Annotated in this window: 16 protein-coding genes; 6 read left to right on the top strand and 10 right to left on the bottom strand. The window is 68.9% G+C overall.

Going from position 1 to position 24,143, the window contains the following annotated elements; all coding sequences use genetic code 11:
* Window positions 1-22 precede the first annotated feature (22 nt).
* Complete coding sequence (gene ccsB, locus ABD022_RS10400; protein WP_425545233.1) at window positions 23-1,333, top strand: c-type cytochrome biogenesis protein CcsB; 1,311 nt, start codon at window positions 23-25, stop codon at window positions 1,331-1,333.
* Window positions 1,334-1,414: 81 nt separating this feature from the next.
* On the opposite strand, the gene ABD022_RS10405 is transcribed toward ccsB, so the two are convergent.
* From ABD022_RS10405 to ABD022_RS10420, 4 genes are all read right to left on the bottom strand, one after another.
* Window positions 1,415-4,351, bottom strand: coding sequence for a putative bifunctional diguanylate cyclase/phosphodiesterase (locus ABD022_RS10405; RefSeq protein ID WP_343821252.1), 2,937 nt, complete (start codon window positions 4,349-4,351; stop codon window positions 1,415-1,417).
* Between the two features lie 136 nt (window positions 4,352-4,487).
* Window positions 4,488-5,768 carry a diaminopimelate decarboxylase gene (lysA, locus tag ABD022_RS10410; RefSeq protein ID WP_343821254.1) on the bottom strand — a complete coding sequence of 427 codons (1,281 nt, stop codon included), beginning with the start codon at window positions 5,766-5,768 and terminating at the stop codon, window positions 4,488-4,490.
* Window positions 5,765-5,968, bottom strand: a complete 204-nt coding sequence (lptM, locus tag ABD022_RS10415) for an LPS translocon maturation chaperone LptM (RefSeq protein ID WP_343821256.1) — start codon at window positions 5,966-5,968, stop codon at window positions 5,765-5,767. Before lptM ends, lysA begins: the two co-directional genes overlap by 4 nt.
* Complete coding sequence (locus ABD022_RS10420) at window positions 5,968-8,430, bottom strand: penicillin-binding protein 1A (RefSeq protein WP_325123840.1); 2,463 nt, start codon at window positions 8,428-8,430, stop codon at window positions 5,968-5,970. Before ABD022_RS10420 ends, lptM begins: the two co-directional genes overlap by 1 nt.
* Window positions 8,431-8,587: 157 nt before the next feature.
* Between ABD022_RS10420 and ABD022_RS10425 the strand changes: the two genes are divergently transcribed.
* The 4 genes from ABD022_RS10425 (at window position 8,588) to ABD022_RS10440 (ending at window position 13,071) form a co-directional block, all read left to right on the top strand.
* Complete coding sequence (locus ABD022_RS10425) at window positions 8,588-9,175, top strand: shikimate kinase (RefSeq protein WP_325123886.1); 588 nt, start codon at window positions 8,588-8,590, stop codon at window positions 9,173-9,175.
* A 6-nt stretch (window positions 9,176-9,181) separates the two neighbouring features.
* Window positions 9,182-10,261 carry a 3-dehydroquinate synthase gene (gene aroB / locus ABD022_RS10430; protein ID WP_325123841.1) on the top strand — a complete coding sequence of 360 codons (1,080 nt, stop codon included), beginning with the start codon at window positions 9,182-9,184 and terminating at the stop codon, window positions 10,259-10,261.
* 29 nt (window positions 10,262-10,290) lie between these two features.
* Entirely contained in the window at window positions 10,291-11,427 is a 1,137-nt protein-coding gene (locus ABD022_RS10435; RefSeq protein ID WP_325123842.1) for a deoxyguanosinetriphosphate triphosphohydrolase, read from the top strand.
* A 243-nt stretch (window positions 11,428-11,670) separates the two neighbouring features.
* On the top strand, window positions 11,671-13,071 hold the full coding sequence (locus tag ABD022_RS10440) for a CoA transferase (protein ID WP_425545234.1): 1,401 nt from the start codon (window positions 11,671-11,673) through the stop codon (window positions 13,069-13,071).
* Between the two features lie 25 nt (window positions 13,072-13,096).
* Here ABD022_RS10440 and ABD022_RS10445 read toward each other — a convergent pair whose 3' ends face one another.
* From ABD022_RS10445 to ABD022_RS10465, 5 genes are all read right to left on the bottom strand, one after another.
* Window positions 13,097-14,650 (bottom strand): tripartite tricarboxylate transporter permease, encoded by a 1,554-nt coding sequence (locus tag ABD022_RS10445; RefSeq protein ID WP_325123844.1) that lies wholly within the window; start codon window positions 14,648-14,650, stop codon window positions 13,097-13,099.
* Window positions 14,647-15,084, bottom strand: coding sequence for a tripartite tricarboxylate transporter TctB family protein (locus tag ABD022_RS10450; protein ID WP_343821260.1), 438 nt, complete (start codon window positions 15,082-15,084; stop codon window positions 14,647-14,649). Before ABD022_RS10450 ends, ABD022_RS10445 begins: the two co-directional genes overlap by 4 nt.
* Before the next feature lie 20 nt (window positions 15,085-15,104).
* On the bottom strand, window positions 15,105-16,085 hold the full coding sequence (locus tag ABD022_RS10455) for a Bug family tripartite tricarboxylate transporter substrate binding protein (protein ID WP_325123846.1): 981 nt from the start codon (window positions 16,083-16,085) through the stop codon (window positions 15,105-15,107).
* Between the two features lie 91 nt (window positions 16,086-16,176).
* Window positions 16,177-17,607, bottom strand: a complete 1,431-nt coding sequence (locus tag ABD022_RS10460) for a sensor histidine kinase (protein ID WP_325123847.1) — start codon at window positions 17,605-17,607, stop codon at window positions 16,177-16,179.
* Window positions 17,591-18,274 (bottom strand): response regulator, encoded by a 684-nt coding sequence (locus ABD022_RS10465; protein ID WP_325123848.1) that lies wholly within the window; start codon window positions 18,272-18,274, stop codon window positions 17,591-17,593. Before ABD022_RS10465 ends, ABD022_RS10460 begins: the two co-directional genes overlap by 17 nt.
* A gap of 171 nt (window positions 18,275-18,445) precedes the next feature.
* On the opposite strand from ABD022_RS10465, the gene ABD022_RS10470 reads away from it, so the two are divergent.
* Complete coding sequence (locus ABD022_RS10470) at window positions 18,446-21,172, top strand: diguanylate cyclase (protein WP_343821262.1); 2,727 nt, start codon at window positions 18,446-18,448, stop codon at window positions 21,170-21,172.
* Between the two features lie 7 nt (window positions 21,173-21,179).
* Here ABD022_RS10470 and uvrA read toward each other — a convergent pair whose 3' ends face one another.
* Entirely contained in the window at window positions 21,180-24,038 is a 2,859-nt protein-coding gene (uvrA, locus tag ABD022_RS10475) for an excinuclease ABC subunit UvrA (RefSeq protein WP_343821787.1), read from the bottom strand.
* Window positions 24,039-24,143: the final 105 nt, after the last annotated feature.

Genomic DNA, 24,143 nt, shown 5'->3' on the forward strand with positions numbered 1-24,143 from the left:
TTCGGCGGCCTGGCCCCACGACATGAATGCCAGCGGCGACCGCCGCGGGCGCCGGGGGCGGCCCGATTGGACCGACTTCGGTTTCTTCCTGCTGCTGGCAGTGGGCGCCGGGCACGTGCTGACGGAATACGGCGCGTTCATGGATTACTACGAGAAGCTGATCCTGATCGGTGCGGTCGGCCTGTTCAGCTGGATGGGCTGGCTGTGGCGGCCGTTGCGCGCCCTGATGCTGGCCAGCGGTCTGACGGCGCTGCTGGCGATCTGGCTCTACAGCCCCACCGGCGAGCTGCTGCAGGGCGACCTGTCGCGGGTCGACAGCGTCTTCCTGCTGAAATACCTGATTTCCTCGCAATCGGCCATCCTGTGGATGTGCGCCCTGTTCGCCCTGGCGACGGTCTGCTACTGGGTCGGCTTCGCCAGCCGCACGGCGGCCTGGCTGGGCAGCATCCTGACCTGGGCGGCCGTCTACGCGGGGGTGACCGGATTGCTGGTGCGCTGGCGCGAAGGCCACCTGCTGGGCCCCGACATCGGCCATATCCCCGTCAGCAATCTCTACGAGGTCTTTGTCCTGCTGTGCCTGGTGACGGCGCTGTTCTATCTGTACTACGAGCGCCGCTACGCCACGCGCGCCCTGGGGGGATTCGTGCTGCTGGTCATCAGTTCGCTGGTGGTGTTCCTGCTGTGGTATTCCTTCACCCGTGATGCCTACCAGATCCAGCCCCTGGTCCCGGCCCTGAAGAGCTGGTGGATGAAGCTGCATGTTCCCGCGAACTTCATCGGCTACGGCACCTTCAGCCTGGCGGCCATGGTGGGTTTTGCCTACCTGGTCAAGTCGCACGGCGAGACCCGCAACTGGAAGCCACTGGTGCCGGTGTTCGTCCTGGGCGCCGTCCTGTGTGCCGAGCCGCTGATCTTCGGCTCGCGCGAGCTGTCGGCCACCTGGATGCTGTATTTCGGCATCGGCGCCCTGGTCGTGGGCGGGATCCTCACCTTCCGCGCGCCGATCGCCCGCCGGCTGCCTTCGCTGGAAATCCTCGACGACATCATGTATCGGGCGATCGCAGTGGGCTTCGCCTTCTTCACCGTGGCCACGATCCTGGGGGCGCTCTGGGCTGCCGACGCGTGGGGCACCTACTGGCAGTGGGATCCCAAGGAAACCTGGGCGCTGATCGTCTGGCTGAATTACGCCGCCTGGCTGCACATGCGCCTGATGAAGGGCCTGCGCGGGGCCATGTCCGCCTACTGGGCGCTGTCGGGCCTGCTGGTCACCAGCTTCGCCTTCCTGGGCGTCAATATGTTCCTGTCGGGCCTGCACTCGTACGGCGAACTCTGATCCAGCCCTTGCCGGGCCGGCCGCCTTGCCGGGGCGGCCCGGCAAGCAGGACTCCAGGCATCTGCTGCCTGCTCCTCGCCGCTACGGCATGCGCCGTCCGCTGATTTCCTCGATGTAGGCACGCGCCGCCGGGTCTGCGACCAGCGGCATGATGTTCTCGCAGGCCAGGATATCCAGCGGCGGCCGCGATTTCGAGATCACGTAGCCCTGGACATAGTCCACCCCCATGTCGGCCAGTGCGCGCAGGGTGGCGACGTCCTCGACCCATTCGGCGATGCATTCCATGCCCAGGTTGTGGGCCAGGTCCACGATGCTGTTGACGATGGCGATGTTGGCTTCGCTCGCCAGCATGTCGCGAATCAGGGTGCCGTCGATCTTGATCATGTCGGCCGGCAGCTCCTTCAGGTAGGAGAACGATGTATAGCCGGCGCCGAAGTCGTCCAGGGCGACGCGGGCGCCCATGCGCTGCAGCCGGCGCATGAACTGGCGGGTGCGCTCCAGATCCTGCAGAGCCACGCCTTCGGTGATTTCCACGCACAGGCGCCGGGTGAATTGCGGCTGCTGGTTGAGGATGCCGAACAGGGCGTCGATGAAGCGGTCGTCGTTCAGCGAGACGCCGCTGAGGTTGACGTTGACCTGGCGGGTCTGCCCGAGCTTCAGGTGGTGTCTGGACATCCAGTCGAGCAGGGTCGTGAACACCCATTTGTCGATGGCGGTGACCATGCCGCTGTCTTCCGCCGCCTGGATGATCTTGCCTGTCTGCAGCGGCCGCGCGCCGGTGTTGCGCACCCGCAGCAGCGCTTCGAAATTGAGGGTCTGCAGGGGATGGCGCAGCGACATGATGGGCTGCATTTCGAGGAAGATGTCTTCGGACGTGCCGGTGCTTTCAAGCTGCTCGAACAGGTGCATCTCGTCGATGTGGTCGAACAGCTCGCGCGCGTTTTCCTCGTACAGGACGACGTCCTGGTGCTGCTTGCGCGCGTCGCGGCAGGCGCGGCTGGCGGCGGCGATGGCGTCCTTGGGCGTCATGGTGCGATCGATGTCGATCAGCCCCATGGCGCTCTTCAGCTGGAAGGCCCGCTCGCCGACATACAGCGCCGAGCCGTTCAGGCTCTCGATCATGTCCTGGGCCGTGCGGCGGACCTCTCCGGCCCGCTTGCCGGGGAACAGGATGATGAACTCGTCGTTGCCGATGCGGCCCAGGGGCTGGTTGTCGGACAGCGAGTATTTCAGCCGCTCGCACACCATTTGCAGCAGGGTGTCGCCCATCGAGTGGCCGAACAGGTCGTTGACGCGCTTGAGGTGGTCCAGATCCAGGAAGGCCAGGGCGCAGGGCGTGTTGACCTGCTGCAGGTCTTCGATGGCCTTCTGCATGGATTTTTCGATCCCGCGGCGATTGAGCGTATCGGTCAGGGGGTCGTTGTCGGCCATCAGGCGCAGCTTGCGGATGGTTTCGGTGCGGGCGCTGATGTCCTGCAGGGAGCCTTCGATGCGGCTGCCCACCAGGGTGGCGCGTAGCAGGAAGTTTCGGGCCGGCGCATCCGGCGAGGCCTGGATGCGCTGGATCTCGGTGTCGCAGCCCTGTTCGGTGGCCACGGAGATTTCCAGCCAGTCGACCTTGGGAAAGAAATCGCTCCAGGCCAGCGCATGCAGATCCGCATCGGGGGCGATGTCGAGGATGTCGCGCGCGTTCGGGTTGAGGTGCTCGAAATGCCGGGTGGCGCCCAGGGTGAACAGGCCCAGCGGCGTGAGCGTGTCGCGGGCGATCAGGTCGTTGCGCTGGCGCAGCCGCAGCTGGCGCTCTTCGCGCATCTTGTCGGCCGCTGCGAGGGCGACCAGCACGTTGCAGAGCAGCAGCGCCGCCACGCCGGCGAAGGGCGCGATCAGGTGTTCGCGCCCCAGGCCGATCAGGACCAGGCCCGTCAGCAGCAGCGCCAGAGCCAGGCAGACGCCGATCGTGTGCCAGAGCTGGGAGCGCGTATTGAAACGGAACAGGCCATGGACCACGGCCACCGCGACCAGGGCGCTTGCCAGCCAGGCGGTGAGGAAGATGGTGAAGGGGAACCATTCGCCGGGCAAGACCAGCAGGGCCACCAGCAGGCAGGCCGCGCTCGTGCGGCCGACCAGGCGCAGGCGGCGCAGGGTGGCGGCATCCAGGCTGGGCTGGAACAGCGTGGTGAACAGCTGGACCGTCAGCACGTAATGGACCAGGACGGTCAGCTTGCGGATCCAGATCAGGGGCGCGGGCGGGATGATGACGCCCAGGAACTGATGATCCCAGCCCAGCGCCCAGGCGCCCAGGCGCAGATTGCACAGGATCCAGCATGCCAGCACCGTGTAGGGCTGCTCGCGCATGGTCAGGGAAATGACGATCAGGAAGGCGGCGAGGGTCAGCAGCCCGCCTTCGAGCAGGCCGCTCGCCTGGGCTGTGTACGCCGTGGCGCCGGCTAGTTCGTGGCTCTGCCATTCCTCGATGGAGAGCCTGGCGGGGGCGCTCATGTCCAGGCGGCACAGGACCTGGTCGGCCGTCGGGGCGTTCGGCAGCCGCATTTCCTGCCCGAGCAGGCCGTCCCGGACTTCGAGTTCTTCCAGGGGCGCGGACGAGGATGCATCATCGCCGGCGTGCAGGCTCGGGGTCAGCCAGCACTGGGGCGCGCCGGCGGGATGGGCGGGAACCAGCAGCGCGAGCCGGGTGCCCGGGTCGGTGCTGCTGCCGGCAGGCAGGTCGGCCAGCAGCCAGGCCTGGCCGGCGTCGGCGTGCTGTGCGAGGCGAGTGGGCCGTTGCCGCAACTGCTGCAGGGCCGCAGTCGGTTCGAGCCAGGCGTCGGCGTGCAGGAAGCGGGTCGTCAATGGCTGGCCCGAGCCGCTGGAATAGCGGGGCTGCAGCAGCAGGGAGGCGGCCAGTCCCAGCGCCAGCAGGGCGGGAATGCCGAAATACAGCAGAAACGACCAGACGCGCCCGGCGGCGGAGTGGGGGGGGGAGGCAGGCGGGCTGGAAAGAAGCGTCTTGATCGCCATGAAACGGAGATGTGGGCAACGTTCCGGTTTCGTGAGGCACAAACCGAGACTATGGAAGGTTGACGTCCGGAAAGAGCGAAAATTTAGGGGCGGTGTCTCCGGTCAGTGTTTTTGTCGTGGGCCGTCGGGGGCGGGTTCATGCCTTCGCGGGCCGGTGGGGAATGCGTTCCAGCGCGTACAGCTCCTGGAGGGTCTCGCGGGGGCGGACCAGCCAGGAGTCCTGGCCATCCACCAGGACCTCGGCTGCCCGGGGGCGGGTATTGTATTGGCTGGACATCGAGAAAGCATAGGCGCCGGCCGACTGGATGGCCAGCAGGTCGCCCTGTTCCAGCGGCAGCGCGCGGCCGCGCGCCAGCCAGTCGCCGCTTTCGCAGATCGGCCCGACGATGTCGTAGGTTTCGGTCAGGGTGCCGGCGCGCGGCGCGACCGGCACGACGCCATGCCAGGCATCGTACAACGCGGGGCGCATCAGGTCGTTCATGGCGGCGTCGACGATGGCGAAATTGCGCGCTTCTGTCCGTTTCAGGTATTCGACCCGGGTCAGCAGCACGCCGGCATTGCCGACCAGGGACCGGCCAGGCTCCAGGATGAGCTGCAGGTGGTCCAGCCCGCGGGCGGTCAGCGCGGCGAAGACCGGCTCCAGCAGTTCGGCGGGATCGGGCGGGGTCTCGTCGACATAGCGGATGCCCAGGCCGCCGCCCAGGTCCAGGTGGCGCAGGGCGATGCCATCGGCCGCCAGGGTGTCGATCAGGTCCAGCAGCTTGTCGAGCGCGTCCAGATAAGGCGCGATCTGGGTGATCTGGGAGCCGATGTGGCAATCCACGCCGACGATCTCCAGGCCCGGATGCTGCAGCGCCTGGCGGTACAGCTCGGGCGCCTTGCGGATGTCGACGCCGAACTTGTTTTCCTTCAGGCCGGTGGAAATGTAGGGGTGGGTGAGCGCATCGACATCCGGGTTGACGCGCAGCGATACCGGGGCGCGCACGCCCAGTTCCTGGGCGATGTCGGCCAGGCGTTCGAGTTCGGCGGCCGACTCGACGTTGAAGCACTTGATGCCGGCGGCCAGCGCCTTGCGGATTTCCCAGCCTTGCTTGCCCACGCCGGAGAACACGACGCGGTCGGGCCTGGCGCCGGCCGCCAGGATGCGTTCGAGTTCGCCGCCCGAGACGATGTCGAATCCTGCGCCCAGTTGCTGGAATTCGTGCAGGATCGCCAGGTTCGAGTTGGCCTTGACGCCGTAGCAGATCAGCGCGTCGTGCCCGGCAATGGCCTGCTCGTAGCGGCGCCAGGCGGCATGCAGCGCCGCGCGGGAATAGACATACAGGGGCGTGCCGTAGCGGTCGGCGAGCTCGGGCAGCGGGATGTCTTCGGCATGCAGGATGCCGTCCCGGAGGGGGAACAGGGAGTCTGCGGTCATGAAGGTGAGGGGGGCGAATCGGGACGCGTGTCCGGCGCGGGCGCCGGCGCCAGGGTGGGCGGGGCCGCCAGCGCGGCGTTGGCCGGCGGCGGGTCGGGCAGGCGCAAGGGGCCTTTCATGCCGCAACCGGCCAGCGCGAGGGCCAGGCCGGCGCCGGCCAGGAGGTGGGCGGCATGCGGTAGGGGTGAGGCAATCTTCATCAGAAAGGCACGCGGACGGGTTGGGGGACGGCACCGCCTGAATCGGAACCGGAATCGTTGCCGGCATCGCCATGCAGCTGGTCCAGCAGTGTGCCGATGCCGTCCAGGCCGTCGGCGGGCGCGCCCGGGACCGGGTCGCCCGGCGCGGGCAGGCCGACGCGGGCAATGGCCGTGCCCGGCGGGAATTCGGAAAAATAGAAATCGCCGTTGACACGCGTCAGGCCGCTGGGCATGGGGCCGGGCGGGATTTCCGGCTGGCCCGCCAGGGCCGTGCGCATGTAGTCGACCCAGATGGGCAGTGCGGCCCCGCCGCCGGTCTCGCCCTGGCCCATGGATCTGGGCTGGTCGAAGCCCATCCAGGCCACGGCGACCAGCTTGGGCGTGAAGCCGGCGAACCAGGCGTCCTGGGAATCGTTGGTGGTGCCGGTCTTGCCGCCGATGTCGTTGCGCTTGAGCTCGCGGTGGGCGCGCGCGCCGGTGCCGTAGGTGGCCACGCCGCGCAGCATGTCGTCCATGACGTAGGCCGTGCGCGGGTCGATCACGCGCGCCAGTGTGTCGCCGGCCACGGTGGGCCTGGAGCGCATGATGACCTTGCCCGCGCTGTCCGTGACGTAGTCGATCAGGTAGGGCGGCACGCGGTAGCCGCCGTTGGCGAAGACCGAGTAGCCGCCGGCCAGTTGCAGCGGCGTCACGCTGCCGGCGCCCAGGGCCAGCGGCAGCACCGCCGGCTGGCGCGAGCGGTCGAAGCCGAAGCGGGTGACGTAGTCCTGCACATATTGGGGCCCCACGGCCTGCATGATGCGGATCGAGACCATGTTCTTGGACTTGTACAGGCCCTGGCGCATGGTCAGCATGGGTTCGTAGGAGCGCCCGTAGTTCTTGGGGTTCCAGGCCTTGGAGCCGGTCTGCTCGGCCGTCAGGGAGAAGGGCTCGTCCGAGATCTGCGTGGCGGGCGTCAGGCCGCGTTCCAGGGCAGAGGCGTAGATGAACGGCTTGAACGAGGATCCCGGCTGGCGCCAGGCCTGCGTGACGCGGTTGAACTTGCCTTCGTCGAAATCGAAGCCGCCCACCATGGCCTTGATGGCACCGTCCTGCGGGCTGAGCGAGACCAGGGCAGCCTGGATGGACGGCTTGTTGATGAGTTCCCAGTAGTCTCCCGTGTCGTGGATGTAGACGACGGAACCGCGCCGGATGCGCACGGAATCCTTGGCGTTGGGCGTCAGGCCGCGCGCCACGACGCGCAGGGCGCGCTTGTCGGTGATGTCGATGATCCGGGACGCGCTGCGCGCCACGCGGACTTCGGTCGGGCTGGCCGACAGGACGATGCCGATGAGCAGGTCGCCGTTGTCGGGGTGCTTGTCCTGCTGCTCGTCGAGCAGGTCGTTGAGCGCCTCGGGGTCGGATTCGATGCCCTTGGGCAGGTCGATGTTCTCTTCGGGGCCGGTGTAGGGCGCGCGGCGGGTGTAGTCCAGGATGCCTTCGCGCACGGCCTGGTAGGCGGCTTCCTGGTCCTTGGAGTTGATGGTGGTGTAGATATTGAAGCCGCGCGAGTAGATGTCGTCCTGGTAGACGCCGTACAGCAGCTGGCGCGCCAGTTCGGCCGGGTAGTCGCCATGAATGCCGTAGCGTCCGCCCGGGGAATTGGCCGCCGAGCGGATCACGATGGGCTGCTCCATGGCCTGCCGGTATTCGGCGTCGGTCAGGTAGCCCAGGCTGCGCATGCGGCCAAGGACGTAGGCCTGGCGGGCCTTGGCACGCTCGAAGTTGGAGATCGGGTTGAAGCGGGACGGGGCCTTCGGGATGCCGGCCAGCATGGCGGCCTCGGCCGGGGTGATTTCGGACAGCGGTTTGCCGAAATAGGTGCGGCTGGCGGCGGCGAAGCCGTAGGCGCGATGCCCCAGGAAGATCTGGTTCATGTAGAGATCGAGGATCTGGTCCTTGGTGAGGGTGGCCTCGATCTTGAAGGTGAGCAGCAGTTCGTAGAACTTGCGCGTGTAGGTCTTTTCCGACGACAGGTAGAAATTGCGCGCCACCTGCATGGTGATGGTGCTGGCGCCCTGCGTCTTGGACATGTGGATGGTGTTGGCCAGGGCGGCGCGCAGCACACCTGCCCAGTCGATGCCGCCGTGCTGGTAGAAGCGGTCGTCCTCGGCCGCCAGGATGGCGGACTTCATGACGTCCGGGATTTCATCGAAGCGCAGGACGTTGCGGCGTTCTTCGCCGAATTCGCCGATCAGGACCTTGTCGGCGGTATAGATGCGCAGCGGCACACGGGGCCGGTAGTCGATCATCGCCGTCAGGTCCGGCAGATTGGGCCAGGCCAGCGCCAGCGCCAGACTCATGAGCAGCGCCCCGCACAGGCCGAGGCCGGTGAAAAGCACGATCGCCTTGAGGACCAACCGCGTGAACCAGGATCGGGCCGCCGGGGCCTTCTGCTTGGAGGAGGTTTTGGTGGATTTCATCAGAGGCGATTGTAAGCCCTTGTCGAATCGGGCCAGAAGGCGGGGAACGGGTCTGTGTAACAGGATGATGCGCGTGGCGCGCGCGTGCGAGGCCGGCCGCCTGGCCGGCTGATGCGATAATACACGCAAACGACCTGCCCGATGCCCTGCCATGACGATGGAATGCGCCACCGATCCGACCCGCACCCCTCCCCAGGAGCGGGACGGCGCGCGGCCGATATTCCTGGTCGGCATGATGGGGGTGGGCAAGACCACGATCGGCCGGCAGCTGGCGGCGGCGCTGGGGCGGGAATTCATCGACCTGGACCACGCCATCGAGGCGCGCTGCGGCGTGCGCATCGCCACCATCTTCGATATCGAGGGCGAGGCGGGTTTCCGCCGCCGCGAGACGGCCACCCTGGATGAATACACGCGCCGGCCCGGCCTGGTCCTGGCGACGGGCGGGGGCGCCGTGCTGTCCGGGGAAAACCGCCGCATGCTGGACGAGCGCGGCTGCGTCGTCTATCTCAGGGCGGGGGTCGATGAACTCTACCGGCGCGTGGCCCGCGACCGCAACCGGCCGCTGCTGCGCACCGCCGACCCGCGCCAGCGCATCGCCGACCTGCTGGCCCAGCGCGAGCCGCTCTATGAAAGCGTGGCCGACGTCACGCTGGATACGGGCGATCAGCCGGTCGCCCAGGTGCTGCGCGCCTTGCTGCCGCTGCTGGACGCCCAGGCCGCGGGCCAGACACACACCACTTCATAGGAAGCCATGCATACTGTCCAGGTCGAGACGCCCGGCGGGCACTATCCCATCCACATCGGTGCGGGCCGGCTGGATGCCGTCGCGGACAGCATCCCCGCCGATGCCACGGCGATCGCGATCGTCACCAACACCACGGTGGGCGCCCTGTACGGCGCGCGGTTGCGTGCGGCCCTGGAAGCCGCCGGCAAGCCGCTGCTGACCATCGAGCTGCCCGACGGCGAGCAGTACAAGACCTGGGAATCCCTGGACCGCATCTTCGACGCGCTGCTGGCGGCGGCCCTGGATCGCAAGGCCGTGCTGGTGGCCTTGGGCGGCGGCGTGGTGGGAGACATCTGCGGCTTCGCGGCCTCGTGCTACATGCGCGGCATCCGTTTCGTCCAGGTGCCCACCACACTGCTGGCCCAGGTGGATTCGTCGGTGGGCGGCAAGACGGCCATCAACCATCCGCGCGGCAAGAACATGATCGGGGCGTTCTACCAGCCGCTGGCCGTCGAGATCGACCCGCATGTCCTGGCGACGCTGCCGGCCCGCGAGATTTCCGCCGGCCTGGCCGAGATCATCAAGTACGGCATGATTGCCGATGCCGGTTTCTTCGACTGGTGTGAAGCCCACGTCGATGCGCTGCGCGCGCTCGACGACCAGGCCATCCGGCATGCGGTGCGCCGTTCCTGCGAGCTCAAGGCCTGGGTCGTGTCCCAGGATGAGCGCGAATCCGGCCTGCGCGCCATCCTCAACTTCGGCCACACTTTCGGCCATGCCATCGAATCCGGCCTGGGCTACGGCCAGTGGCTGCATGGCGAGGCCGTGGGCTGCGGCATGGTCATGGCGGCCGAGCTGTCCGCCCGTGCCGGAAGCCTGGATGCTGCGGCCGTGGACCGCATCCGGGCGCTGGTAAGCGCCATCGGCTGCCCGGTGGATCCCCCGGGCCTGGGCGCGGACCGCTGGCTGGACCTGATGCGGGTGGACAAGAAGAACGAAGGCCGGCGGATCCGCTACGTGCTGCTGCCGGCCCTCGGGCAGGCCGAGGTCCGGGCGGTCGACGACGACGTGGTCCGCCCGCTGCTGCCCGGCACGGCGCAGTCCTAGGTTCCCTCTGTCAAAGGAGTCGTGAAGGCATGAACCATCGGATCGATCCGGCTCCATACGCCTGCCACCCGGAAGCCACCCGGGGGCGGCGCCACCCCGAGCCGCCTCCGGCCGGACGCACCGACTTCCAGCGCGACCGCGACCGCATCATTCATTGTTCCGCTTTCCGCAGGCTGGAATACAAGACCCAGGTCTTTCTCAACCACGAAGGCGACTTGTTCCGGACCCGGCTGACGCACAGCATCGAGGTGGCGCAGATCGCGCGCACGCTGGCGCGCAACCTGGGCGTCAACGAAGACCTGACCGAAGCCATCGCCCTGGCGCACGACCTGGGGCATACGCCTTTCGGTCACGCCGGCCAGGACGAGCTCAACGCCTGCCTGCGCGAATTCGCACCCGAGGCCGGGGGGTTCGAGCACAATCTCCAGAGCCTCAGGGTGGTCGACGAGCTCGAAGAGCGCTACGCGGCCTTCAACGGCCTGAACCTGTGCTTCGAGACCCGCGAGGGGATCCTCAAGCATTGTTCGCGCTCGCATGCGCGGCAGCTGGGCGACGTGGGCGCGCGTTTCCTGGAAGGCACCCAGCCTTCGCTGGAAGCGCAGCTGACCAACCTGGCCGACGAGATCGCCTACAACAACCATGATGTGGACGACGGCTTGCGCTCGGGCCTGATCACCCTGCCGCAACTGCTGGACCTGGACATCTTCGCGGCGCATCATGAGCAGGTGCTGCGCCATTACCCGGATGCCGAGCCCAAGCGCCTGGTGTCCGAGATCATCCGCGCGATGATCAATACGCTGGTGCTCGACCTCACGCGCACGACGGCCGAACGCATCGCCCGGCTGCGCCCGCAATCGGCGGATGATGTCCGCGCCGGGCCACCCCTGGCGGCCTTCTCCGACGAAACCCGCGCCCAGGCCGATGCGCTCAAGCAGTTTCTGCTGAAGAATCTGTACCGCCATTGCCAGGTGATGCGCATGACGGGCAAGGCCCGGCGCGTGGTGCGCGAACTGTTCCGGGCATTCCTGGACGATCCCCGGCTGCTGGCGGACGAGTATCGGCGCGACGACCCCGTGGCGCAGGCACGGGCGATCGCGGACTACATCGCGGGCATGACGGACCGCTACGCCATCCGAGAACACCGAGCCATCTACAGGATGGATTAGCCAGGACACGAAACAGTCCCCTGCGGACTGTTTCGTGCCTGGCTGATCCGAGCGGCATGCAGGCCGCGAGGTGGAGAGCTGCCACGGCTTGGGACAGTCCCCTGCGGACTGTTTCGTGCCTGGCTGATCCGAGCGGCATGCAGGCCGCGAGGTGGAGAGCTGCCACGGCTTGGGACAGTCCCCTGCGGACTGTTTCGTGCCTGGCTAATCCGAGCGGCATGCAGGCCGCGAGGTGGAAACATGATGACGCACGACAGTTCCTCTTCGGACCACGCCTGGATGTTGCGGCAGATGCTGGCCGCGCTGGATGCGGATGCGCCGCCCGGCATGCTGCATGTGGCAGGCCGGGCCGGGCTGGCGTCCCGCTATCCGGTCAGCGGCCTGGCCTGTGCCGGAATCGGCTCGGCCGCACTGATGCTGGCGCGGTGGGCGCGGCCCGGCGATTGCCGGCCGGTCCGGCTCGACCGGGCGCTGGCCTCGTGGTGGTTCGGCTTCAGCATCCGGCCCCTGGGCTGGAAACGGCCCGACGTGCGCGACGCCGTCACGGGCGATTATCCCGCCCGGGACGGCTGGATCCGCCTGCATGCCAATGCGGTTCATCATCGCCGGCGGGCGCTGGCGGTGCTGGGCTTGCCCGAAGACGCCACGCACGAGGCCGTTGCCGAACGGATCCGGCGCGAGTCCGCAGGGGACCTGGAGGACGCCATCGTGGAGCGGGGCGGCTGCGCGGCCGCCCTGCGCCCGCCCGCGGCCTGGCGCGATCATCCCCAGGGCCGCGCGGTCGCGGCCGAGCCGCTCGTCCATCGCCTGCCCGGCTCGACCGGGACGTCCGGCGCCGGGTGGCAGGATGAACCGGTCCCCGCGCGACCGCTGGCGGGGATCCGCGTGCTGGACCTGACGCGCGTGCTGGCCGGGCCCGCGGCCACGCGCTTCCTGGCCGCCTATGGCGCCCAGGTCCTGCGCCTGGATCCTGAGGTGTGGGACGAGCCCGGCCTGGTGCCCGAGGTGACCGTGGGCAAGCGTTGCGCCGCCCTGGACTTGCGCAGCCCCGAGGGGCAGGACCGGTTCAGGCGGCTGCTGGCACGGGCCGACGTGCTGGTCCATGGCTATCGGCCCGGGGCCCTGGACGCGCTGGGCCTGGATGCAGCAACCCGCCAGGCTATCCGGCCCGGCCTGGTGGACGTCTGCCTGGATGCCTGGGGCTGGACCGGTCCCTGGCGCGGGCGCCGGGGATTCGACAGCCTGGTGCAGATGAGCGCCGGCATTGCCTGGGCGGGCGAGGATGCCGTCCCGGATCCCCTGCCGGTCCAGGCGCTGGACCAGTCGGCGGGATGCCTGATGGCGGCCTGTGCGTTGCGGGGGCTGGCGTTATGCCGCGAGACCGGCCTGGGCAGCGGCTGGCGCGTGTCGCTGGCGCGGATGGCACGGCTGTTGCAGGAAGCGGCCGACGCCGGATGCGGGACTGCGTCGGAAACCCTGCCGGCGCTGGGGCCGGCGCCCGATTCAGCCTACGACCCGGCGATCGAGCCGACTGCCTGGGGGCCTGCGCACAGACTGCGGGCGCCCTGCCTGGTGACGGGCGCCCGCTGGGGCTGGGACCTGCCGGCGGGGCCGCTGCGCAGCAGCCCGCCGGAGTGGTGGTGAGCGCGTCCGGACGCGCGGCTCGTCCTCAGTCGTCGGACGCGATGAGGTCGGGGGCGACGGTGTCGCCCTTGCGGCGCCGCTGCGCGCGGCGCCAGCGCATCAGGGGCGGGACGACGACGATGAGCAGGGAGACGATCCACAGGCCCAGGGCGATGGGGCTGTCCCACAGGATGTGCAGCTCGCCGTTGGTGATCGACAGCGCGCGCCGCAGGTTCTGCTCCATCATGTCGCCCAGCACGACGCCGAGCACCATCGGCGCCATGGGCACGCCGGCCTTGCGCAGCAGGTAGCCGATCAGGCCCAGGAAGGCCGCCATGGTCAGGTCGAACGTGCCGGCGTTGATCGCGTACACGCCGATGTAGCTGATGCACAGGATGCCGGGCACCAGCAGCCAGTTCGGCAGCGACAGCACCTTCGAGAAGACGCGCACCATGGGAATGTTCATCAGGAACAGCAGCACGTTGGCGATGAACAGCGACGCGACCAGGCCCCAGACCAGTTCCGGCTTGGTGTCGAACAGCACCGGGCCGGGGGTGATGTTGTACAGGGTCAGCGCGCCCATCATCACGGCCGTGGTTCCCGAGCCGGGCACGCCCAGGGTCAGCATGGGCACGAAGGAACCGACGGCCGACGCGGTCGAGGCTGCTTCGGGCGCGGTCACGCCACGCAGGTCGCCTTTGCCGAAGCAGGCATCGGGGTCGCGGCCTTCCTGGTAGCGCTTCTCGTTGGAGTAGGCCACGGCGGACGCCACGCTGGCGCCGGCGCCCGGCAGCACACCGATGAAGAAGCCCAGGACGGCGCTGCGCAGCACGGTCCATTTCGTGAACAGCAGTTCCTTCAGGTTGAAGAGCTTGCGCTCGTTGGCCGGGACTTCCGGCGATTCGCCGCGGATGGCGGATTCCAGCAGTTCCAGCAGTTCGGCGATGGCGAACAGCGCGATCACCACGACCACGAAATCGATGCCGTCGAACAGGTGGACGGAATCGAAGGTGTAGCGGTAGACACCCGAATTGGCGTCCACGCCCACGGTGGCGATCGCCAGGCCCAGCATGGCCGACAGCGTGCCCTTGACCGGCTGGTTGCCCAGCAGGCTGGTCAGGCAGCAGAAGGCGAAGACGATCAGCACGAAGTATTCGGCCGGGCCGAAGGCCAGGGCCCAGCGGGCCAGCAGGGGGGCCAGCACGATCACCCCGATGGTGGATACCAGCGCGCCGCAGAAGGCCGACCATCCCGATAGCGACAGGGCCACGTTGGACAGGCCCTTGCGCGCCAGCGGGTAGCCGTCCAGCGTGGTCATGATGGCGCTGGCTTCGCCCGGCACGTTGATCAGGATGGCGCTGATGCGTCCTCCGTATTCGGCTCCCACGTAGACCGCGGCCAGCAGGATCAGCGCGGTTTCGGGGGGCAGGTTGAGGGCGTAGGCGATGGGGATGAGCATGGCCACGCCATTGATCGGCCCCAGACCGGGCAGCACGCCGACCAGGGTGCCCAGGAAGGCGCCCAGGGCCGCAACCAGCAGGTTCATCCACGAAAAAGCGACATCGAAACCGATGCCCAGATGGTCGATGATCTGGCTCATGACAGGAACTCCAGGGGGCCCAGCGGCAGCACGACGTCCAGCGCCCGGTCGAACAGCAGGAAGAAGAGCACGCCCATTGCGATGCCGCTGATGATCATCTTGCCCCAGCTGCCGCCGAACAGGCGGCCGATCAGCACGGTGACGGCGGCGGTGGCGATGATGAAGCCCAGGGTTTCGAAGAGCAGGGCGTAGCCGAAGACGTAGACCACCATCAGCAGCAGGCGCGGCCAGTCGATCGGCTCGCCGGCGCGGCGGTCGCGCCAGTGCTTGAGCACCAGCCAGGCACCGCACAGGGCAATGATCAGGGCGACCAGCATCGGAAAGGCGCGCGGGCCCACCGGTTCATAGGAAAAGGGGGCCTGCAGGTCGTGGCCGAACCACGCCATCAGGCCGGCGAAGATCAGGGCGCAGAAGCCCAGGGTGCGATCACTCATGGCGAGGTCCGGACATGGGTTTATTGACGGATCAGGCCGAATTCATTGGCCAGCTTGGTGTAGTCGGCGACGCGCGCCTTGACGTATTTGTCCAGCTCGGCGCCCGATTTGTTGAAGGGGAACAGGCCCTGCTTGTCGCGGATGGCGGCAAAGGACGCGTCTGCCTGGGTCTTGTCGAATGCATCCACCCACCACTGGTAGTCGGCGTCCGAGACTTTCGGGCCGACGTAGAAGCCGCGGATGATCGGCCACTGGATGTCGAAGCCTTCTTCCTGGGCGGTGGGCACGGAGGACAGCTTGCCCGGCAGGCGCTCGTCGCTGAACACGGCCAGCACGCGGATCGGGGCGCCGCCTTCGAGCATGGTGAAGGCCTCGGCAGCGTCCCCCATGTAGGCCTGGATGTGGCCGCCGCGCAGGGCGGTGATCGCATCGCCGCCGCCTTCGAAGGCCACGAAGCGCATCTTGCGGTAGTCCACGCCCGCCGCGCGCGCGGTCAGGGCGGCCTTCATCCAGTCCTGGCTGCCGACCGTGCCGCCGGCGCCCAGGACGATCTTGCTCGGATCCTGCTTGAAGGCGGCCATCAGGTCCTTCAGGTTCTTGTACGGCGAGTCGTTGCGCACCACGGCCACGCCGTAATCGGCGCCCACGGCAGCGAGCCAGCGCACGTCGTCCACGTTGTAGCGGCCGAACTTCTTCTGGGCCAGGTTCAGCAGCGAGCCGCCGGAGAAGGCCACGATGGAATTGGCATCGTCGGGTTTCTGGGCGATGACATGGTTGTAGGCCACGGCGCCGATGCCCCCGGGCATGTAGACGATGCGCATCGGATCGGCCAGGGCGCCGGAGGCCTTCAGACCTTCCTGGGCCAGGCGGCAGGTCAGGTCGAAGCCGCCGCCGGGGTTGGCCGGGGCGATGCATTCGGGCTTGGACGGGGCGGCCTGGGCCGCCAGGCCCAGGGAAAGCAGGGCGCCGCCCAACAGCAGCGACAGGGAACGGGATTTCATGACGGGTCTCCTCGATGGTCGGATGGCACGCCGTCGCCTTGGATGGCGTGCATGGGCGCAACCTTAGGACCGCCAAGCTTTCCGCCGGCTTTCAGGCAGGCGATTTCCCGGGAAAACCCTGATCGCCGGGGAAGACAAGCGAGACCCGGACGCCCGGAGAGGCGGGCTCGATGCGCAGGGCGCCGCCGTGACGCTGCATGATGGTGTGGACGATGGCCAGGCCCAGTCCCGCGCCGTGGCCGCGCTTGCCGGCCTGGCCCCGGCGGAAGCGCCGCCCCGCCTTGCGGATGTCGGTCTCGGTCATGCCCGGCCCGGTGTCGCGCACGCTGAGGACCATGCCGCCTGGCGTGCGCTCGATCCTCAGGGTGATGGCGCCTTCCTCGGGCGTGTACTTGATGGCGTTGTCCATCAGGTTGACGAGTGCTTCCCGCAGCAGCCACTCGACTCCGGTCACCGTGGCGTCGAGCTCGCCGCCCTCCAGGGCAATGGTCTGGCGCTTCTGGCGCGCCAGGCCGTAGAGCTGGCGGATGACGTCCTGGGCCAGCGGGGTGAGCGCGACGGGCCGCAGCGATCCGGCGGGGGTGTCGGCACCGCGTGCGCGGGCCAGCGCCAGCATCTGCGCGGCCGTGCGCTGCGCCTGGTCCAGGCCGCCGCGCATGGCCAGCAGGGCGGCGCGCGCCTCGGCGGGGTCGGATTCGCGCAAGGCATAGTCCAGCTGGGTACGCAGGACGGCCAGCGGCGTGCGCAACTGGTGCGAGGCATCGTCCAGGAACTGGCGCTGCCTGCGCGCCTGGCGGGCGTGCCGGGCGACGTGCTGGTTGACGGCGTCCACCAGCGGCTGGACCTCGCGGGGAAGCTCCGGCGCCGAGATCGGGCTGAGGTCGTCGGGCGCGCGGCGCTTCAGCCTGCGGTACAGGCGGGTCAGGGGCCGGAGGCCGATCAGCACGCCGACGACGATCAGGCCGGTGGAGGCCAGCACCTCGACCAGGTCGCGCACGACGTTGCGGATCATCAGGTCGCGGATCACCCGGTCGCGGCCAGCGCGGTCCTCGCCCACCATCACGACGATGCGGCCGTCCTGCTGGCCGTAGAGCGGCGGGGACATGGGCCGGGCCAGGGCGGCGATGCGGATGGTGGCGCCCAGGTAGTCGCGGTCGTAGAACACCGGGGTGTTCGAAGGCAGCCGGGCGCCGGGCAGCGGCAGATCCTGGTTCCCGATGTCGGCCAGGCCGTCCTCGGTGAGGATCCGGTAGTAGACCGAGTCGTTCGCGGTCAGCTCGAAGAACTCCAGCATCAGGTAGGGCAGCTCCACGGCCAGGCCGCCGCTGGCGGTGGAGATGTTGTGGTCGATGGCGCGCAGGGCTCCGGCCAGCGACCGGTCGTAGGCCAGGTCGACCTGCTGGTGCAGCTGCCGGCTGGAGAACCACAGCGCCAGGCTCAGGACCACGATCTGGGCGGGCACCAGGATCCACAGCAGCAGGGAACGCAGGCTGCCGGGCCGGCGTTCAGTCCGGGGCGCCATGCGTGGGCTCCAGGCAGTAACCCATGCCGCGCAGCGTGACGATCTGCACGTCGACGCCCGCAAGCTTCTTGCGCAGCCGGTGCACCAGGACCTCGATGGCTTCCAGGTTGATGGCCGTGTCGTCCGGGCTGATGCGGTCCAGGATCTGCTGCTTGGTCACCGGCTCTCCGGCTTTCTGCATCAGGACCTTGAGGGCCGCGTATTCGCGGGGCGACAGGTTCAGCGGCTCGTCCCGATGCAGGAATCTCTGGCTGCCGATGTCCAGCACCAGGTCGCCCAGGATCCAGCGGGGATGTTCGCGGCCCCTGCTGCGCCGGATCAGGGCGTTGAGCCGGGCTTCGAGTTCCCCGATCGCGAAGGGCTTGTGCATGAAATCGTCGGCGCCTTCGTGCAGCGTGCCGATGCGTTCGGTCAGCGAATCGCGCGCGGTCAGCACCAGCACCGGGCAGCGGTCGTCGCGCCCGCGCAGGCGGCGCAGGAATTCGTGGCCGTCCATGCCCGGCAGGCCCAGGTCGAGGATGATGGCGTCGAATTCCTCGACCGCCAGGCGGCGCTCGGCCAGTTCGGCGTCGTCGGCCCAGTCGACCATGAACCCGCCGTGGCGGGCCAGGCCGCGGGCCAGCCACGCGGCCAGTTCGGATTCGTCTTCGATCAGCAGGATGCGCATGCCGCCATCATAGAATCGGCGCCCCGGCTTTGCACAGTCCGTGGGCGCCAGGGGCCGGCACGGCTGCCCGGCGCGCGCGGCATGCCCGATTGCCCCATTGTTTCCCAGTGGCGCGAAATGTATGCAAATGCGAAACTTCAGTGAAAAGGGCTAGAGCACCGGAGGTCCGGGTTGAAGCGTACGCTATCCGTCGTGATCCTGCTGCTCCTGGGCATTGCCGCCGTGCTCGGCACGGAACGCTACGATCGATCTCGCAGCGAAGCGCGCATCGTGGCCGGCGTCCGCCAGCAGCTCAATGAAAGCGCAGGCCGTTTCCAGGACGACCTGCGAGTACTGCAGGGCCTGAACGAGCGCCTCGCCGGGGCATTGGCCGCCGTTCCCGGCGCCGAGGCGGATCCTTTCGGCTCGATCGCGCCCGGCATGGTGCGGGCCCGCCCCGATATCCGCAGCATCGTCTTCGTCCGCAAGCTGCGGATCGAACAGGTCTATCCGGTCGCCGGCAACGAGCCCGTCATCGGCCTGGACTACGGGCTGCAGCCCCAGTTCATGGCCAAGATCTCCTACATGATCCGGCGCCGCGTGCCGGTGATCGACGCCTCCACCCGCCTGGTGCAGACCGGGCGTACCGGCCTGATCTTCCGCGCACCGATCTTCGATGGGCCGGACAGCGCCGGCGGCGACGGCTACCGTGGCATGACGGCCCTGACGGTCGATCTGGAGCACACCCTCCGGCGCACCGGCCTGATCGGACCGGAGACGCTTTTCGATCTGGCGATCCGCAGCCGCGAAGAAGGCCGGCATACCTCCAGCCTGTTCGGCGATCCCGGTCTGTTCGAGCAGCCCCACGTCGCGGCGGCGATCACGCTGCCGGACGCCACCTGGGAACTGGCGGCCGTGCCGAAGAACGGCCTGGTCTACGATCCCGCACGCGCCTGGCTGATCCGGGGTGTGGGCGCCAGCGTGGTGCTGGCCCTGCTGCTGGCGGTGCTGTACCGGCGCGGCGCGTGGCGTTCCTGTCCCGGCGGCCATCCCGCCCGGGACGGCCTGGCATCGTTGCGCACGCTGCTGCTGGTTGCCACGCTGGCGCCGATGCCGCTGATGATCGGGCTGGCGGGCTGGCTGGTGTACACGGCCTCGATCCGGGCGGTCGAGGATCTCGAACGGCAGCAGGTCGATGAGCTGGCCGACCAGCTCAGGGACGAAGTCATCGGTTTCTTCGAGGTGCCGCGCGCCGCCGCGGTGTTCAACGCCAGCCAGTTTAAGAGCGGGCTGATCGGCCTGGATCGGCGGGAAGACCTGTTGCGCAGTTTCCTGCTGCAATTGCGCCAGCAGCCCCTGCTGACCCTGCTGGCGGTCGGTGCGGCCGATGGCGGCTACCTGGCGGCAGGCAGTCCCCCGGCCGAGGCCGAGCGCAGCCTGCGCATTTTGCAGGCCGATCCCCGCAGCGGTGGGGCGATGCACATCGACCGGGTGGACGACGACAACCGGCGCAGCACGTCGGCGGGGATCGGCAATCCGCGTTACGACGCGCGGGCCATGCCCTGGTTCGAGGCCGCCCGGCAGGCCGACAGCCTGCGCTGGTATCCGGCCTACCGCTATGCCATCCATGATCCGGGTGGCCTGTTCGAGGACATGGGCATGGGCATGTCGGTTGCACTGCGTGATGGCGACGGCCGCCTGGAGGGCGTGCTGACGGCCGATGTGGCCCTGTCCCAGATCGGCTGCTTCCTGCGCGCGGAGGTGGCCAGGACCGACGGCATCGCCTTCCTGGCCGAATCCGGCGGGGCGCTGCTTGCCAGTTCCAGCGGCGAGCCGATCTACCATCTCGAAGATGGCCAGGTCCGCCGGGTGCTGGCGGACCAGAGCGGTACGCCCGAGATCCGTCTGCTGGGCACGCGCATCCTGCATTTGGGGCGGCCCGCCGGCCGGCTGGCCCTGGATGTCGACGGCCGTCGGTACTCGGCACGCTGGCAGTCGATCCAGCTGCCGGACGGGCCCTTGCTGACCCTTGCCCTGGCCTTGCCGGAAAGCCGCTACGCCGAACCGGCCGAGCGGGCGCTGAACCGGATCGGACTGCTGATCCTGGGGTTCTGGGTGTTCGGTGTCGCGGTCGCCCTGCTGGTGGCCTGGTGGCTGTCGCGCCCCCTGCTGTCCATCAGCCGATGGGCGGAAGATCTTGCCGGGGGCGGCGACCGGCTCAGCCCTTCGGTTCGCAGCCCGGTCCGCGAGATCGCCGTGCTGGCGCATGCGCTGGAGCGCATGGCCGAGCGGCAGCGCAGCCATGCGCGCGACCTTGAACGCCAGGTTGCAGAGCGCACGCAGGCGCTCGTCCAGGCCAACCAGCGCCTGGTCGGCCTGTCGCTGACCGATGGCCTGACCGGCCTGGCGAACCGCCGTCATTTCGACGAAGTGCTGGCGCGGGAAGGCGACCGGGCCCGCCGCGACCGGCGACCGCTGAGCCTGCTGATGCTGGATGTGGACTGGTTCAAGCTCTACAACGACCAGTACGGGCACCCGGCGGGCGACGTCGTGCTGTGCCAGATCGCCCGGATCCTGCTCGAATCCGTGCGCCGCCCCGGAGACCTGGCGGCCCGGTACGGCGGCGAGGAGTTCGCCGTGATCCTGCCGGGGCTGGATGCGAGCGAGGCGGGGGTCATGGCCGAACATATCCGCGGCCGGATCGAGGCGTTGGCCATCGCGCATGTGCATGGCCTGGCGGGCCGGGTCACCATCAGCATCGGGGTCGCGGAAATGGACCTGGACGATGCCCACGCTGCCGCGACCCTGGTCGGCCAGGCCGATGCGGCGCTCTACCGGGCCAAGGCCGGGGGGCGCAATCGCGTCGAGATCGCCCGCCCGGAGGCCGGGCCCGGGGCCCCGCCGCACGCCCGGGCCTGAACGGGCCCTAGCCGCCGGAAGGCGCCAGCACGCTCCTGAGCCATTGGCCGGTATGGCTGCCGGGCGTGGCGGCCACGGTTTCCGGCGTGCCCTGGGCGATGATGCGGCCACCGCCTGCCCCGCCTTCCGGGCCCAGGTCGACGACCCAGTCGGCGGTCTTGATCACGTCCAGGTTGTGTTCGATCACCAGGACGGTGCTGCCCGTGTCCACCAGCCGGCGCAGCACGCCCAGCAGCACCTCGATGTCGTGGAAGTGCAGGCCGGTGGTGGGCTCGTCCAATACGTACAGGGTGCGCTCCGAGCCGCGCCGGGACAGCTCCTGCGACAGCTTGATGCGCTGCGCCTCGCCGCCCGACAGGGTGGTGGCGCTCTGGCCCAGGCGGATGTAGGACAGGCCGACGTCCATCAATGTCTGCAGCTTGCGGGCCACGGTGGGCACCGCCTGGAACAGGTCCAGGGCCTGGGCCACCGTCAGGTCCAGGACCTCGCTGATGGACAGGCCCCGGTAGCGGATGTCCAGGGTCTCGCGGTTGTAGCGGCGGCCTTCGCAGACCTCGCAGGGCACGTACATGTCGGGCAGGAAGTGCATTTCCACACGCACCACGCCGTCGCCCTGGCAGGCCTCGCAGCGGCCGCCCTTGACGTTGAACGAGAAGCGCCCGGGATCGTAGCCCCGCAGGCGGGCCTCGGGCACCCCGGCATACAGCTCGCGGATCGGGGTGAACAGGCCCGTGTAGGTGGCGGGGTTGCTGCGCGGCGTGCGGCCGATCGGATTCTGGTCGACGCTGATGATCTTGTCGAAGGCCTCCAGTCCTTCGATGCGGTCGTGCGGCGCGGGGTCTGTCTGGGCGTGGTTCAGCGTCTGGGCCAGGGCGGCCACCAGCGTGTCGTTGATCAGGGTGGACTTGCCCGATCCCGAGACACCGGTAATGCAGGTCAGGCGGCCCACCGGGACGGCCAGGTCGACGGCCTGCAGATTGTTGCCCCGGCACCCCAGGACGCGCAGCCAGGGCTGGCCGGACCCGACGGGGCGGCGTTCCGGCACGGCGATCCGCCGCGTGCCGGCCAGGTACTGGCCGGTCAGCGACTGGGGCTGTGCCATGATTTCCGCCGGGGATCCCTGGGCGACCACACTGCCGCCCTGTTCGCCCGCGCCCGGCCCCATGTCCAGCACGTGGTCGGCGGCGCGGATCATGTCTTCGTCGTGTTCGACGACGATCACGCTGTTGCCCAGGTCGCGCAGCTGCCGCAGGGTCTCGATCAGGCGGTGATTGTCGCGCTGGTGCAGGCCGATGGAGGGTTCGTCGAGCACGTACATGACGCCGGTCAGGCCCGAGCCGATCTGGCTGGCCAGGCGGATGCGCTGGGCCTCGCCGCCGGACAAGGTGTCGGCGCCCCGGTCCAGGGACAGGTAGCCCAGGCCCACGTTCACCAGGAAGTCCAGCCGGGCGCGGATTTCCTGGATGATGCGGTCGGCGACTTCGCGCCGGGCGCCATCGGGCGACCAGTCGAGGAACCATTGCCGGCAGTCGGCCAGCGACAGGGATTCGATTTCGTACAGGGCGCGGCCGCGGCGTTCGCCCTGGCCGGGATCCTGGCCGATGAGGACGTTGCGGGCATCGGAGCACAGGCGCGCCCCGCGGCAGTCGGGACAGACGACTAGGTGGCGCAGCCGGCCCAGTTCCTCGCGCACGGCGTTGGAGTGCGTTTCCCGCCAGCGCCGTTCCAGGTTGGGGATGATGCCCTCGAAGGCGTGGCGGCGGATGGCGGGCACGCCGTTCTCGCCCAGGTACTGGAAAGCGATCTCCTCGTCGCCCGAGCCGTGCAGGATGCGGTCGCGCACGGCCGGGTCCAGCGCCTGGAACGGCGTCTGCAGATCGAAGCCGTAGTGCTGCGCCAGGCTGGCCATCATGGCGTAGCTGAAGGCGTTGCGGCGGTCCCATCCGTGGATTGCGCCCGCAGCCAGGCTCAGTTCGGGAAAGGCGACGACGCGCGCCGGGTCGAAGGACTCGACCTGGCCCAGGCCGTTGCAGGTCGGGCAGGCGCCCGCCGGATTGTTGAAGCTGAACAGGCGGGGCTCCAGCGTGCCCATGCCGCGGGCGCAGACCGGGCAGGCATAGGCGGCGGAAAAAGCCTGTTCGTATTCCGTGTCCAGGTCCAGCGCCAGGGCGCGGCCCTGCGCCAGTTCCAGGGCCGTCTCGAAGCTTTCGGCCAGCCGCTGGCGGCTGTCGGGCCGCACGCGCAGCCGGTCCACGACCACATCCAGGTCCCAGGGGCCGCCGGTCGCGGCCGGCGGCGCACCGCCGTCGAGCGGCTGGATGACGCCGTTGAGCCGGACGCGCACGAAGCCCAGCGCCTGCAGGCGGCGGCATTCGGCCGTCAGGTCGTCCTTGCTGGCGCGGGCCACGGGGGCCAGGATGGCCACCCGGGTGTCCTCGGGGCGGGACAGGACCTGGTCCACCATCTGGCTGACGCTCTGCGCCTGCAGCGGCAGGTGGTGGTCCGGGCAGTAGGGGGTGCCGACACGGGCGTACAGCAGGCGCAGGTAGTCGTGGATCTCGGTGACCGTGCCCACGGTCGAGCGCGGGTTGTGACCGGCGGTCTTCTGCTCGATGGCGATGGCGGGCGACAGGCCGGTGATCACGTCCACGTCGGGCTTGTCCATCATCTGCAGGAACTGGCGCGCGTAGGCCGACAGGCTTTCCACGTAGCGGCGCTGGCCTTCCGCGTACAGCGTATCGAAGGCCAGGGACGATTTCCCCGAGCCGGACAGCCCCGTGAGCACGACCAGCTTCCGGCGGGGCAGGTCGACCGAAACATTCTTCAGGTTGTGGGTACGCGCGCCGCGGATGCAGATGGCGTCCATGCTAGTGTGCTTCGTGGCTGATTTGTTCATGCGTCCTTCGTCCTCGTGACCGGACTCGCATGCGGCCGGATCCGCCGGGAAAGCCGATCCTGATGGGAAGAAGAA

The organism is Castellaniella daejeonensis, from assembly GCF_039523555.1.
Classification (GTDB): Bacteria; Pseudomonadota; Gammaproteobacteria; order Burkholderiales; family Burkholderiaceae_B; genus Castellaniella; species Castellaniella daejeonensis.